Raw genomic sequence first — 11915 nt, 5'->3', positions numbered from 1 at the left:
GCTATTCCTCATTGTCTGGATAGAAAATTATTCCAAAATAAAAAGCACTTAAAACAGCCCAATTACCTACTAGTTGTGCGCTGAATAGATTTTTTTTTATCTTGTCTGTCTTGTTATTATTTGTTATAATCCCATTTGGATCTTCAGCCAGCGTAAGGACATGAAAAGCTGTGGATAAACTTGCAAATCCAGAGTATCCTCCCCCACTATAAATAGTATTGCTACTATAAATAGTGCCTAAACCATTTTTCATATGTACGTCGTCTCCCCAGCCATTATCCCATCCCCACCGTTTATTAATGCCGTAATCTATCATGTAGATGCCTTTGCTTAATAATTGAACCCAGTGGGATCCTGGATATGTAACTCTTTGATTTCCTTTAGAGTAGTCTACAAAGCGTATGTGGGAAAAAATATTTTGCGATTGGTAGACCAGCCTGTTAGATCCTAGGATGGGGACTGGTTGCTTTGCATCAATGTTGATCCTTCCAAACTCATGGAGTGAGCAGAAAAAGTACTCTGGAGAACGTATATAATTTGCCGGTACTGGAGATGACGGGCTTAAGGGTCTAGCAACGTTACTCAATCTATTGCCGTTCAAATTTACAGATACATTGTTGCCAGTTATATTAAGTTTGTTAGCTGAAGTAAGTCCTTCTACGTTTATTTTTCCTGAAAAAGTTGATGTTCCAGGAGGATTTACAACAAAGCTATTAGTGGAATCTATACTTTGAGATCTAACGTCGTCTGTCTGCACATTTCCGGAAGCAACATCACCTTCAAAAGTCGAATCCACAGAAAAATAACAATCATTAGTGTTATTATTAGAAGTAGTCATTTATTATTCCGATTTTTTTCTAATAAAAATCAGATAATAAATTATAGGTCAATTTTTAATCTGTTTAGTTTAATCCTAGTAAAATTAATTAGATTTGATAAATAAAAAATGATAATAAAAAGAAGGAGGAGAAATAAAGAAAATCTTGGGGGTGGCTGGATTTGAACCAACGTATCCGTAAGGAGTCGGATTTACAGTCCGATGCAATTGACCGCTATGCGACACCCCCATAGAATGCTGGAGAAAGGACTTGAACCCTCAACCGTTCGATTACAAATCGAATGCTCTGCCAATTGAGCTACTCCAGCAAAAAATTGGGAACCCTACTGCTTGAAGAGAAAACTTTAGTTAACCAATAGGAAGTCAATTTATACGCTATTGGTTATTTTCTTCCAAGTCAGAATCAGTATTTTCTGAAATACGATAATCTTCTTGGGTAGGAATAAATTCTTCGGTAACAAAGTTTGCTCCTCTACCGGAAGGATCTAAAGACAAGTTTGTATCCATAACTTGGAAATTATGTTTCTTCAATTGTTCAGAAACCAAACGATCTTCTTTAAATTTAGCTTTTTTAATAGTTTTCTTGCCAATGGGAGTTTTATTTTTAGTAATTTCGTAATACTTATCAACCGCTTGCTTTTGTTCGGATGTTATGCTTCCAGAAAGACGTTGGAACAATTGTGTGCAACTATTGCCTGCAACACTTGAATTTACAACTTCTGCAGAAAATTTGAACTTGCCTTCTGAGGTGTAGCGTGCTGGTTGACTATCCTTCTTAAGGCAACATTGCTTATATTTCTTATTAGAACCGCATGGGCATGGATCATTTCTGTTAACTTTTTTTGTCATACAATTCTTCTCAAAGCAAGGCTTTTAAAGGAAAGTTTAAATAAGATAAGGATAAAAACCAATTACAAGTTTTCATAAAAACTAATATTGTATTGCAAGCTTTATTCTATCCTTTTACTATTTTCCTATGTCTATTCTACACCTACACCCTCCGTGGATTAAATCTGGCAAACGTATAGAAAGCTTAGTCCGTAAGGCTTTGTATACCTATTCCATGTTGGAAAATCACAGCAAGATCGTGGTAGCTCTTAGTGGAGGCAAAGACAGCCTTTCTTTGCTTTTAATGCTTAAAGCTATTTCTGGGAGGGGCTTCCCAAAGCTTGATCTTTATGCTGTCAATATCGGAGGGAAATATTCTTGTGGTTCCGAAGTAAGCAAGCAGTATTTAGCTAATATTTGTGATAAGATTCACGTTCCCTATAGTTCGATAAACTCCCCCTATGACCCTGAAGTGCCAGAGTGTTATTCCTGTTCTCAAGTTAGAAGACGTTTACTGTTCCAAGCAGCAAAAGATGTGGGGGCTACTGCCGTAGCTTTTGGTCATCACCGTGATGATGTAGTCCAAACAGCTTTGATGAATCTCTTACATAAAGCAGAATTTGCCGGAATGTTACCAGTTTTAGATATGGTCCACTTTGGTGTTACTATCTTACGCCCCTTAATACTTACCCCTGAATCTTGGATAAGAAAATTCTCTAAGGAAAGTGGATTTGCTCGAGTTACTTGTCGTTGTCCAGTTGTATCTTTAAGAACAAAAACAGAAGCAGCATTAAAGTTATTAGAAGATGTTTTTCCTCAAGCAAGACATAATATTGCTCTCGCTATTGAACAACATGGGTTGTCGAAAGCTCAAAAAAACAAAACTAATTAAACATATTTTTATAGATTAGTCTTACTACTTTAATTATAGTGGGGTTTATTTTTTTTCGGTAATTTTATGCACAAAAGATTAAAGATTCTGTTAACTAATGATGACGGCATTTCCGCTAAAGGAATGAGTCTTTTAGTTGCAAATTTACTAAAAGCAGACTTTGCTGATCTCTATATAATTGCTCCTACTACGGAACAGTCAGGGAAAAGCATGGCATTTTCCTATACACAACCAGTCTCTATAGAAAAGGTTGACTATCCTCAGCCTGTCGCTGGAGCCTGGGCAGTTTCTGGTAGCCCTGTAGATTGCATTAAGCTAGCTTTGGGTGATTTATTCCGCAATGCTTTGCCTGATCTTGTACTATCTGGAATTAATCATGGATCTAATGCAGGAAGAAATATTTTTTATTCTGGAACTGCTGGAGCTGCTATGGAAGCCGTTTTATCGGGTATCCCCTCCATAGCTTTTTCTCAAGAACAACACATTTCTTTCTTTCAGGAAGAAAATGCCCCTGAGATACTCAAGAGACTCTCTTTGTATGCTTTGTCGATGCCTCTCCCAATTTTATCAGGCTTTAATGTAAATTTTCCTGCTAGCGAACATAACGAAGAGTGGAAAGGAATGCGACTTGTGACTACAGGAAAAGAATATGCCTGTGGTATTCCCAAGCTTTTAATTGATGATGGGAAACGTAAGTTCTTTTCTTTAAGTGATTGTCAAATAGTAATGGATGAAGATATTTCCGACGAGTGTCGAACTCTTTTGGAAAATTACATAACCGTGGTTCCTTTACTCGTAAGAAATTCTCCTCTAGCTTTGACTAGCGAAACTGAGTTTCTACAGTTACAAGAAGCCTTTGATAATTTTATGAGCTCTGAATCAGGAGCTACACTCTTTGATTAAACTGATCGAGTCTTTCTTAAGTATTCCTTATTAGAAAATCGGTAGAAAACTATCTCTACCGATCTATTCCATAGATTTTTGAATCTGCTACGATGCAGTTCTAGTTTACTCTAAAAACAAGAGAATTTTTTTAGGAATAAGATTTAGTTCTTCTAACTCCTTTTTTAAATTTATAAATATTTTCTCTAAAGAAACACAGACCATTGTCTTTGTATCTTCGCATTTTCTCAAAATTAGAAATGCTATTGGAAACATCTTAAGGTGTGTCTTTATCGAACTTTTACTTGCAACAACAAGCTTTCTTAATTGTCAGAGTAAAAATGGTTGTGATTAAACTATTTCTTCTGCTAACTTATGACCTAATCTTGTTTGGATGCGTAGCTCAGCGGTTAGAGCACCTGTCTTACACACAGGGGGTCATAGGTTCAAATCCTGTCGTGTCCATTTGCGGGAGTAGTTCAATTGGTTAGAGCACCGCCCTGTCAAGGCGGAAGTTGCGGGTTCAAGCCCCGTCTCTCGCGAACATACAATCAGAGGTTGAAAATGCCCCACGGAACTCGTTTAACGAAGTTTAGCTTTCCTCTGTACTTTTCCAAGACCCTAAGCTGGTTTATTCTTGGAGGGTTTTTAGCTGCCTGTGGAGTTCAAATGGTTTTAGTTCCAAATGAACTTATTGATGGTGGTATCGTAGGTTTATCCCTTATTGCCTCGCATTTTTTTGGTCATAAATATTTGCCGTTTTGCTTAATACTATTCAATCTACCTTTTGTCATTTTAGCCTTTAAACAGATTGGTAAGTATTTTGTAATTCAAATGATGACTGCTGTGATCATTTTTTCATGTGCCCTATGGCTGATTGATTCCTTACCTTTATGGTTTGGATTTAGCCCTATCGTTTTTAAAGGGTCTGAGATGGAAACAGTAGTTTTTGGTGGAGCTATTATAGGGGTAGGTTGCGGTTTGATCATCCGTCATGGAGGATCTACGGATGGTACCGAGATTATGGGTATCATTATAAATAAAAAAAGAGGATATACTGTTGGCCAGGTTATTCTTTTTGCTAACTTTTTTATCTTTGCTTTGGCAGGTATTGTCTATCAGAATTGGCATACGGCATTCGTATCCTTCTTAACTTACGGCATTGCAACGAAAGTTATGGATATGGTAATTCTGGGTCTTGAAGATACAAAATCTGTTACCATTATCACCTCGTCTCCAAGAAAACTGGGTCAAATCCTTATGGAAAACTTGGGAGTTGGTCTTACCTATATTCAAGCCGAGGGTGGCTATTCTGGAGAGCCTAGAAACATTCTTTATATTGTTGTAGAGCGTTTACAGCTTTCACAACTTAAAGAAATCGTTCACAGAGAAGACCCTTATGCTTTTATTGCTATTGAAAATCTTCATGAAGTAATAAATGGTAAACGTACCAATTAGGCTGGGTTGATCCAAATCTTTTCTAACTTGCTCTCTATATCTAGTAAAGAGAGAATTTTTCCGACGATATCGTTATTAATATCTTCAATAGTTTGTGGTTTGAAGTACCACATAGGCATCGGTGGCAAGATTATTGCTCCATTTTGCGACAATTTTAATAAGTTTTCTAAATGGATGGAATGCAACGGACTTTCTCTAGGAACTAAGATCAACTTCCTTCGCTCCTTTAAAGCTACATCAGCAACTCTTCTTAAAAGGTTATCACCTAAGCCTATTGAAATAGCTGCTACTGTAGCCATACTACATGGAACGATAATAGTCCCATCGACATGATAGGACCCAGAGGCCAATTTGCTTTCTATAGACTTGATATTATGTTGGTGAATATACCGATGACTTTCTTTAGGAATTAAAGACAGCAAAGAAGAGGTATCTAATTCATAATAGAGCGTTTTCATTGCTGCTGCAGAAAGAATTACCTCAACATCATGTTGCATTTTAGATAGTTCTTGTATGAGCTTGACGGCTAATACTATTCCTGAAGCTCCTGAAATGCCTACGATATAACGTTTCATTCGTATCCATCTATTATGAAATTAATAAACTTACCATGACGATAAAAAAGGATAAAGCAAGGTAGATGTTTCCCTTAAAAAAGCATCTCTCGAGATTAACATGATTCTTGTCCAATGAGTAATAATTTTTGATGGTTTTCCCAATAACTAATACAGGTAATAGAGACAATACAAGCCCTAATTTATTAAAAGATGCAAGCACGGCCATGGCTACATAAGATAGCAAACTTAGTAGTAAACATACTGAAGCAACACGAATAGCCTGTGCTTTCCCAAAACATGCAGGAATGCTATGGAGCTTTTCTTTCCTATCAAACTCTAAATCTTGAATAGCATAGATAATGTCATTAGCAGCAATGATCATAGCAGCCGTTATTCCCCATAGGGAGGTTATGATAAACATTTTTAAAGAGAGAGGTCTTGAAGATAAAGCATAGAAATTCATAAGAATCGCAAGGTAATAAATAAGACCTAAGATCCAATGACACAAGTAGGTGACACGTTTTGCATAGGCATAAATAATCATAAGTAGAATAGCTAATAAGGCTAGCCAGGAGCATTCTTTACTTAAAAATATACAGGGAACTAGAAAAAATAAGGAGGCAAGTACCGTGATTAATAAAACAAAATTTATCGATAATTTTTTTGCGGGTAACACTCTATAAGTTGTTCTAGGATTTTTCTTATCTATATCACGATCAATTATCTGGTTTACCAGTATGCCTACAGTTCTAGCACATAGAAAAGCACATCCACCTAGGAGTACAGTTGAAAATCCTTTCTCACTGAATCCTAACGCTATCTCAGGGAATGTTAGAGCGAATACCGTAGTCGCAGAAAGAAATAAGGCAGAAAATACAGCGTATTTTATATTTAATAATTGTTTGAAATATTTTATCTGAAAAGAAAACATTTTTAACTGCTCTAGTCTGTAGATAACAAATACATGTCCTAAAATAGGGTTAGAGGTACACGCTAGCGTATAACTAAAATAGAGTAAAGTTTATAAACTAATTCCCCCCCCCTACTATATCTTGATAGTATTTGCTAATTAAATATCCGGGATTATATATAATAATGCATTTTTTTGATAAAATTAGTTTTATAGAATGCGATTTCTTTATTTTTATTTCACATTATTAATGTGTATTTCCCCCAACGTTGGTTTTTCTCAAAATTGGGAGGCTCTGGATATCCACGATTGTGAGCAGATCATTTCCGCTACACAATTTCATCAAGCTCATTGTCCCTGGATCGTTGTGGCTGGCGGACTCTGTCCTACAGATGAAAATTATAAAAAAGCTCAGAATATAGGATATCTATTAGTTAAGAATGGTTACGCTGTGGTTACTGGAGCAGGTCCGGGGATTATGGAAGCTGCTAATGCTGGTGCTGTACTAGCTGAGGGGTCATCTTTAGGATTTATCTTAAAGGGCGAGGAATTGAATGATCATATACCCAAAGAAAATTATTTACAGGTTTCCCATATCTCTCATCGTTTAGAAGGAATGGTTGGCAAAGCTTCTGGATGTGTAGTGTTTCCCGGAGGACTAGGTACCGTAAGTGAATGTTTTTTTGCCCTAGACAACTTCAGATACCTAGAGGTTCCTCATCCTGTTGTTCTTGTAGGCATGCAGTTTTGGGGGCCTTTAGTAGAGTGGATGAAAAACTTACATTATACGCATACATGTCCGGGACATTTATACCTGGTAGATTCATCAGAGGAAGCTGTGGATATCATTGTTTCTCATCACAAGAGCCAATTGTATAGCTTCTCTTCTAACTAAATCCAAACATAGGCAACCATCTGAAAACAGCTTTAGCTATCGTTTAAAAAAAAGAATAGCATATTAGTTTGTTGTGTTTATTAGAATACTCAAACTAATCTTCATTTTTTTTTGTAAATAAAATTAGATTTACATCATTTATAATGAGGTGTTAACATGATTATTTTTAGTGTTTTTTCTTAAACTTATGATTGTTGCTCCTGAAATTCAATTTAAAAATTCAAATAATGAAGTTAAAACTATTTCCATATTAGCAAATAACCTTAATTTCATTAAAAATGAGCGGCAAACTTTTTTAGCAGTTATTGCGGCCCTTGCCCTAGGAACCATTCTTCTTATAGTTGGCATTTGTGTATTGATTCTTCCTTTAGGACTTACTTCGGCACTAAGTATCTCTTTAGGTGTATCAGCAATAGTTATAGGTTCAGCAACTATCGCCTACTGTCTTAAGGTAGTCTATTATCAAAACGCAGTCTGGAGGAAAAATTATCTAGAGATTAGAAATGTTCTCAGGGAACACGGATTGCCTATGCCCCAAGAAAAGAATACAGATCCCATTCTTTCGATTCTCTTCCCCTCTTCTTTAGATACTTTAACATACGGTAGCGTACACTCTATGGGGAAAACAAGAACAGTCATCGCAATGGTGGAAATAGTTCTTGGTATAGGCTGTATAGTTGGTGCTGTAATTTCCCAACTTCTTTTAACTACATGGTTCCGCCCCGGTATCAGTCTAGGTTTGGGTATTACAGGAGCAGCTTTATTTGTTGGAGGAATTCAGGATATACGTGCCTTCAGCTTGAGTGCTCAAGGAATCTCTCATCTCTATTTGATGCAGCGTGAACAGAGAGAACGAAAGGCCGACAAAGAGCTTTCAGAACAAATTGTAGAAAGTGCAAAATCTTGTTCAACTCTATTAGAGAGTAATTTAGAACAAGCAAATCAAAAGAATCTGGATTTACAAACTCAGATTGCCGCACAGAATTTCCAAATTAGTTGTCTTCAAAATCGTATTTCTACTTTAGAAGCTACTCCAATCCCTAAAACCAAAGAAGAATTAACTTCAACCTGGTTCAATACTATTTCTTCATCGATCTCTTCAATCTCACGATTTTTAACTACACCTTCGACAACTCATGATCAGCCTGCTCGCTTATTGGCTATTACCTTTCCTCAACCTATGAATCAGAACATAGAACTTCAAGATGAAACACATCTCCTTTCCTCTGATGACGATGAACATGAAGATCTATTCGAAGATGCTTCAGAAGACATTGCCTCCATGTGATAAGTCTTACTTTTTAGTCAAAAAAAAGTTTTAATTCTTTTAATTATGGTTAAACTTATTATTTGTGTAGTTAACTACTTATTATAAAGATTTATTTAATTTTCTTTTTTCTAAAAAAATAATAATGAATTTGTTAAAATATTACTGATTTTATTATTTTAAGTAGTTTCAGATATGATACCTTCTATATTAAGGTCCTCCTCTCATGAAGAGGCATTGGAAAGGGTTTCTGTATTAAATCGGATATGTCAACACTCTCATGTTAGTCGCAAGACTGTTAGTTTAACCCTTATTGCTGTGGGTATTATTTTAGTTATATCCGGTATTTTACTCTTAACCTTAACGATTACAAGTTTGCCTCCGGCATTTTCTATTGCTTTAGGAGCAACTGTTCTTGCGCTTGGGACGAGTTTGGCTTCCTTTGGAGTGGCTCTCCGTATTCTTAAAAAGCCACAGGATAATGAGGGTGAAGTCGTTTTGGCTACTGAACTTATGAGTATGAAACAAGTAGTCAAACAGAAAACAGAAGAGGTTAACCGATTGCAAGGAGAAGTGAGTGCATCTCAAACACAACTTGCAGAAATTTCTGAAGCACTGACAACTACAAGAGAATTGGGAAGTAACCTTCAAAGTCGTTTAGACGAATCTTCACAGTTACTAATTCAATCTCGTCAAAACTTAGGTGCGGTTGAAGCGCGTCTACAAGCAGCAGAAGAAACTCTTGGTCAAACAGAAGAACGACTTGAAAGATCTCAAGGTGCGTTAGAAGCTGAACGAGCTAAGGTGGGGCACCTAGAGGATACAGTTAAAGATTTAGAGTCTCAACTTCACGAAACATCCGCAAATTTTGATCGATGTATTGTCAGTCACCAAGATGTAATAGAACGGTTTACCAAAGACCATGAGTATGAGGTCTCTAGATTAACACGAATGTTAAATGCAAAAACGGAAGAATTAAACTCAGCTCTAGAAACAATTAGTCAAATACAACGACAGTTATCAGAACCTAACGCTTCGGCTCTATCCCCTTCCTCTCTTAGCCCTTTAAGAAAAAGTAGTTCTACGTTTTCATTAAGTAAGCATGCTGGTAGCCCAACAGAACTTAGCAGTCGCTTTGCTGCCATGTTCACTAGTTTTGGCAGATTGAAAAAGTCCTCCCCTGGAGCCGTTATCCCAACTTCTAGGAGTTCGTCTTCGAGTGATGATCAATCGGAGAGTCAAAGGAATCAAGATAGCGACAACGACACCGAAATGGCTGAAGAGGCTAGCGAAGAATCATAAGATTATTTCTTCTGCATATAGCTATCTCTTAATGAACCCGGGGCGCAATGCTTCGGGTTTTTTTATATATCTAAACAAACATTCCTTCGTTCTTTTTGAAGACTAATAGTCTGATTTAAGAATTGTTGAGCAGATTTCCAGAGTACTTTTTCTGTGGATTCCATGTTTAAATTATCGGATAAAATGCTATGGATATTGGGATGATCTTTAGCTGTAGAACAATCTGGGAAAAACTTTTCTTTTTCATTAGAATAGAAAAAATCTGTTCCTAGGACAAGTTTATCTACAATTCCCAATTTTTCAGCATGATGGATATGTTCTTTTAATCCTTGTAAAGAAGACCCAACAAAGTAATTTACTATATTTAAACCAATAACCCCTCCTCTAGATGCGATTTCTTTTGCATGGGCATCAGTAAGGTTTCTGGGGATATTTTTTACTGATCGAAAGTTAGAGTGGCTAGCAAGAACCTGCATGTTAGGCAGTTTGTCTAAAGTATAGTCTAAAATATCATCGGAGAGTTTATCACAACAATGGCTAAGGTCTATAGGAATAGCCAATTGATTCATAATTTCTAATAAACGTTTCCCATCAGAAGTAAGTTTATAGGGGTCAAAAACTCCTCCGCCAAAACGATTTCTTCCATTCCAGACAATCCCCAAATAAGCAATAGGCCCCATAGAAAATAGATCTAGAAGTTTTATGAATAGCTTACTGAGATGTTGGGAATCAGAACCCAATCCCGAAGCATTTTCTATACTACGAATAATAGAGAGAGTATTTTCCCCAGCGTCATGATTTACGTTATCAGAATCAAAAGTAATTAAACGGATACGGTTATCCGAATCAGGAAGGTGAAAAAATAGTTGATTTTGTGTATCAGCGTTTGGAGAGCTCATGCTATGCTCAGTGAATATAGCACAAACTTGCTTGCTCACTCCCCCAGAGAGTAATTGACTTGGAGAGCAGCGCACGCAAGGATCTTCATAGGAAAAAGTTTCATGAGAAAGAAGGTCGCAGTGCATATCTATGATCATGACATTCACGAAGTGTATGTATAACTATACGGAATTAGATAAGGTATTAGCTCCGGATATGCTGATGTTTCCTGATCGTAGATAAATACCGCAACAGGCTCGACGGATCTGAATGCTTGTCTTAAGGTAGGGTAAAAATCACATGGTTTAGGGTTGTTGCAGATTACACCCTGAAATCGAGAGTTTCTCTCAAGAAAAATTTTTAGAGCATCTTCATCTTTTACTGTATAAATTTGCATATGTTGAGAAAATATGTGGTGCGTGTGTAAGCAAGCATCTATCTTTTCCCCTACAGCGTCTTCAATAACTTGATGAGGAACTATTCCCTCTCGATAGACCTTTAAAGGATCTGCAGAGACTACAGTGGACTCTAGTCCGTAGGAACAGAAGCCTGGAATAACACAAATATCTTCTTGAAAGAAGTCTTCAATCACTTCATTAGAGGTTATTGCTGGAGGGAAATTGGAAATGTTTGCAGAAGTTCCAAGTAGAGGGCCTGCGAGATCGATGAGCTTGTTCACTATAGGAATAGAAAGAATCCTAAATCCTAGTTTCTCTTGGTGAAATCTAGGGTTTTTATGGTCAACGAGCAAAGTCAAAGGCCCCGGTAGGAACTTCTGTGATAACTTAAGTGCATGTGTTGATAATGTACATCCCGAGAATTTTTCAATATCCTCGATAGTATTAACATACATGACCAACGATTTTCCCCTATCTCTGTGTTTTAAATCATAGATTTTCTCTTCGGCATTTGGGTAATTTAATGCTACTCCTAAACCATAAACTGTATCTGTGGGGAAGGCTATAACCTTTCCTTGATCTAAATAATCTGCAGCTTGTTGTAAAAAAAAATCTGGATCCGTAACAGACATAAAAACTCCAGAATTAGCCATTCTCTAATATTTCTCTGCAAAAAACTAAAATGGGTTTTATTTTTTTTTGAGAAGACTTTAGCATAGTCATGTTTCTAAATCCAATTTTTTCAATATAGAATCTATTTCACAAGAAGTATTAAAGTTATTTAAAATAAATGACATTAATCATTTCCC

The 11915-nt window shown here is 36.6% G+C and carries 12 protein-coding genes and 4 tRNA genes; 8 read left to right on the top strand and 8 right to left on the bottom strand.

Annotation, left to right across the window (positions count from 1 at the left end; all coding sequences use genetic code 11):
- Position 1: 1 nt before the first annotated feature.
- From E1N70_RS04635 to E1N70_RS04620, 4 genes are all read right to left on the bottom strand, one after another.
- The gene (locus tag E1N70_RS04635) at positions 2–838 is read right to left on the bottom strand and encodes a hypothetical protein (protein ID WP_131744369.1); all 837 of its coding nucleotides are present in this window, start codon (positions 836–838) and stop codon (positions 2–4) included.
- Between the two features lie 146 nt (positions 839–984).
- Positions 985–1067, bottom strand: a tRNA-Tyr gene (locus E1N70_RS04630).
- Positions 1068–1073: 6 nt separating this feature from the next.
- Positions 1074–1146 (bottom strand) — tRNA-Thr (locus tag E1N70_RS04625).
- A 67-nt stretch (positions 1147–1213) separates the two neighbouring features.
- Positions 1214–1687 carry a YecA family protein gene (locus tag E1N70_RS04620; RefSeq protein ID WP_131744368.1) on the bottom strand — a complete coding sequence of 158 codons (474 nt, stop codon included), beginning with the start codon at positions 1685–1687 and terminating at the stop codon, positions 1214–1216.
- A 127-nt stretch (positions 1688–1814) separates the two neighbouring features.
- On the opposite strand from E1N70_RS04620, the gene E1N70_RS04615 reads away from it, so the two are divergent.
- From E1N70_RS04615 to E1N70_RS04595, 5 genes are all read left to right on the top strand, one after another.
- Complete coding sequence (locus E1N70_RS04615; RefSeq protein WP_131744367.1) at positions 1815–2558, top strand: tRNA 2-thiocytidine biosynthesis TtcA family protein; 744 nt, start codon at positions 1815–1817, stop codon at positions 2556–2558.
- A gap of 66 nt (positions 2559–2624) precedes the next feature.
- Positions 2625–3461, top strand: coding sequence for a 5'/3'-nucleotidase SurE (gene surE / locus E1N70_RS04610; protein WP_131744366.1), 837 nt, complete (start codon positions 2625–2627; stop codon positions 3459–3461).
- A gap of 371 nt (positions 3462–3832) precedes the next feature.
- Positions 3833–3905: transfer RNA gene (locus E1N70_RS04605), tRNA-Val, on the top strand.
- 3 nt (positions 3906–3908) lie between these two features.
- A tRNA-Asp gene (locus E1N70_RS04600) sits at positions 3909–3982 on the top strand.
- A gap of 22 nt (positions 3983–4004) precedes the next feature.
- The gene (locus E1N70_RS04595; RefSeq protein WP_131744365.1) at positions 4005–4898 is read left to right on the top strand and encodes a YitT family protein; all 894 of its coding nucleotides are present in this window, start codon (positions 4005–4007) and stop codon (positions 4896–4898) included.
- Here E1N70_RS04595 and E1N70_RS04590 read toward each other — a convergent pair.
- Together E1N70_RS04590 and E1N70_RS04585 are read right to left on the bottom strand one after the other, a co-directional pair.
- A complete protein-coding gene (locus E1N70_RS04590) occupies positions 4895–5473 on the bottom strand; it encodes a flavin prenyltransferase UbiX (protein WP_131744364.1) in 579 nt (192 codons plus the stop codon). The genes E1N70_RS04595 and E1N70_RS04590 overlap by 4 nt on opposite strands.
- A 13-nt stretch (positions 5474–5486) precedes the next feature.
- On the bottom strand, positions 5487–6386 hold the full coding sequence (locus E1N70_RS04585) for a UbiA-like polyprenyltransferase (protein WP_131744363.1): 900 nt from the start codon (positions 6384–6386) through the stop codon (positions 5487–5489).
- 229 nt (positions 6387–6615) lie between these two features.
- Here E1N70_RS04585 and E1N70_RS04580 point away from each other — a divergent pair, with 229 nt between their 5' ends.
- From E1N70_RS04580 to E1N70_RS04570, 3 genes are all read left to right on the top strand, one after another.
- The gene (locus tag E1N70_RS04580) at positions 6616–7260 is read left to right on the top strand and encodes an LOG family protein (RefSeq protein WP_131744362.1); all 645 of its coding nucleotides are present in this window, start codon (positions 6616–6618) and stop codon (positions 7258–7260) included.
- A 187-nt stretch (positions 7261–7447) separates the two neighbouring features.
- Entirely contained in the window at positions 7448–8548 is a 1101-nt protein-coding gene (locus E1N70_RS04575) for a CPSIT_0556 family inclusion membrane protein (RefSeq protein WP_131744361.1), read from the top strand.
- 174 nt (positions 8549–8722) lie between these two features.
- Positions 8723–9829, top strand: a complete 1107-nt coding sequence (locus E1N70_RS04570; RefSeq protein WP_131744360.1) for an IncA family protein — start codon at positions 8723–8725, stop codon at positions 9827–9829.
- Positions 9830–9891: 62 nt separating this feature from the next.
- Here E1N70_RS04570 and E1N70_RS04565 read toward each other — a convergent pair whose 3' ends face one another.
- Complete coding sequence (locus E1N70_RS04565; protein ID WP_208638315.1) at positions 9892–10866, bottom strand: membrane dipeptidase; 975 nt, start codon at positions 10864–10866, stop codon at positions 9892–9894.
- A 5-nt stretch (positions 10867–10871) separates the two neighbouring features.
- Positions 10872–11738 (bottom strand): L-threonylcarbamoyladenylate synthase, encoded by an 867-nt coding sequence (locus tag E1N70_RS04560; RefSeq protein ID WP_131744445.1) that lies wholly within the window; start codon positions 11736–11738, stop codon positions 10872–10874.
- Between the last annotated feature and the right edge of the window lie 177 nt (positions 11739–11915).

The organism is Chlamydia buteonis, assembly GCF_900634605.1.
GTDB lineage: Bacteria > Chlamydiota > Chlamydiia > Chlamydiales > Chlamydiaceae > Chlamydia > Chlamydia buteonis.
The sequence above is the reverse complement of the archived record's forward strand: the minus strand, read 5'-3'. Positions and strand labels throughout refer to the sequence as shown.

What these genes read in the sequence shown, in the direction of transcription:
- E1N70_RS04565 (WP_208638315.1), bottom strand. Translation starts at nt 10,866, where the DNA reads ATGATCATAGATATGCACTGCGACCTTCTTTCTCATGAAACTTTTTCC.
- E1N70_RS04620 (WP_131744368.1), bottom strand. Translation starts at nt 1,687, where the DNA reads ATGACAAAAAAAGTTAACAGAAATGATCCATGCCCATGCGGTTCTAAT.
- E1N70_RS04575 (WP_131744361.1), top strand. Translation starts at nt 7,448, where the DNA reads ATGATTGTTGCTCCTGAAATTCAATTTAAAAATTCAAATAATGAAGTT.
- E1N70_RS04585 (WP_131744363.1), bottom strand. Translation starts at nt 6,386, where the DNA reads ATGTTTTCTTTTCAGATAAAATATTTCAAACAATTATTAAATATAAAA.
- E1N70_RS04580 (WP_131744362.1), top strand. Translation starts at nt 6,616, where the DNA reads ATGTGTATTTCCCCCAACGTTGGTTTTTCTCAAAATTGGGAGGCTCTG.
- surE (WP_131744366.1), top strand. Translation starts at nt 2,625, where the DNA reads ATGCACAAAAGATTAAAGATTCTGTTAACTAATGATGACGGCATTTCC.
- E1N70_RS04635 (WP_131744369.1), bottom strand. Translation starts at nt 838, where the DNA reads ATGACTACTTCTAATAATAACACTAATGATTGTTATTTTTCTGTGGAT.
- E1N70_RS04595 (WP_131744365.1), top strand. Translation starts at nt 4,005, where the DNA reads ATGCCCCACGGAACTCGTTTAACGAAGTTTAGCTTTCCTCTGTACTTT.
- E1N70_RS04560 (WP_131744445.1), bottom strand. Translation starts at nt 11,738, where the DNA reads ATGTCTGTTACGGATCCAGATTTTTTTTTACAACAAGCTGCAGATTAT.
- E1N70_RS04590 (WP_131744364.1), bottom strand. Translation starts at nt 5,473, where the DNA reads ATGAAACGTTATATCGTAGGCATTTCAGGAGCTTCAGGAATAGTATTA.
- E1N70_RS04615 (WP_131744367.1), top strand. Translation starts at nt 1,815, where the DNA reads ATGTCTATTCTACACCTACACCCTCCGTGGATTAAATCTGGCAAACGT.
- E1N70_RS04570 (WP_131744360.1), top strand. Translation starts at nt 8,723, where the DNA reads ATGATACCTTCTATATTAAGGTCCTCCTCTCATGAAGAGGCATTGGAA.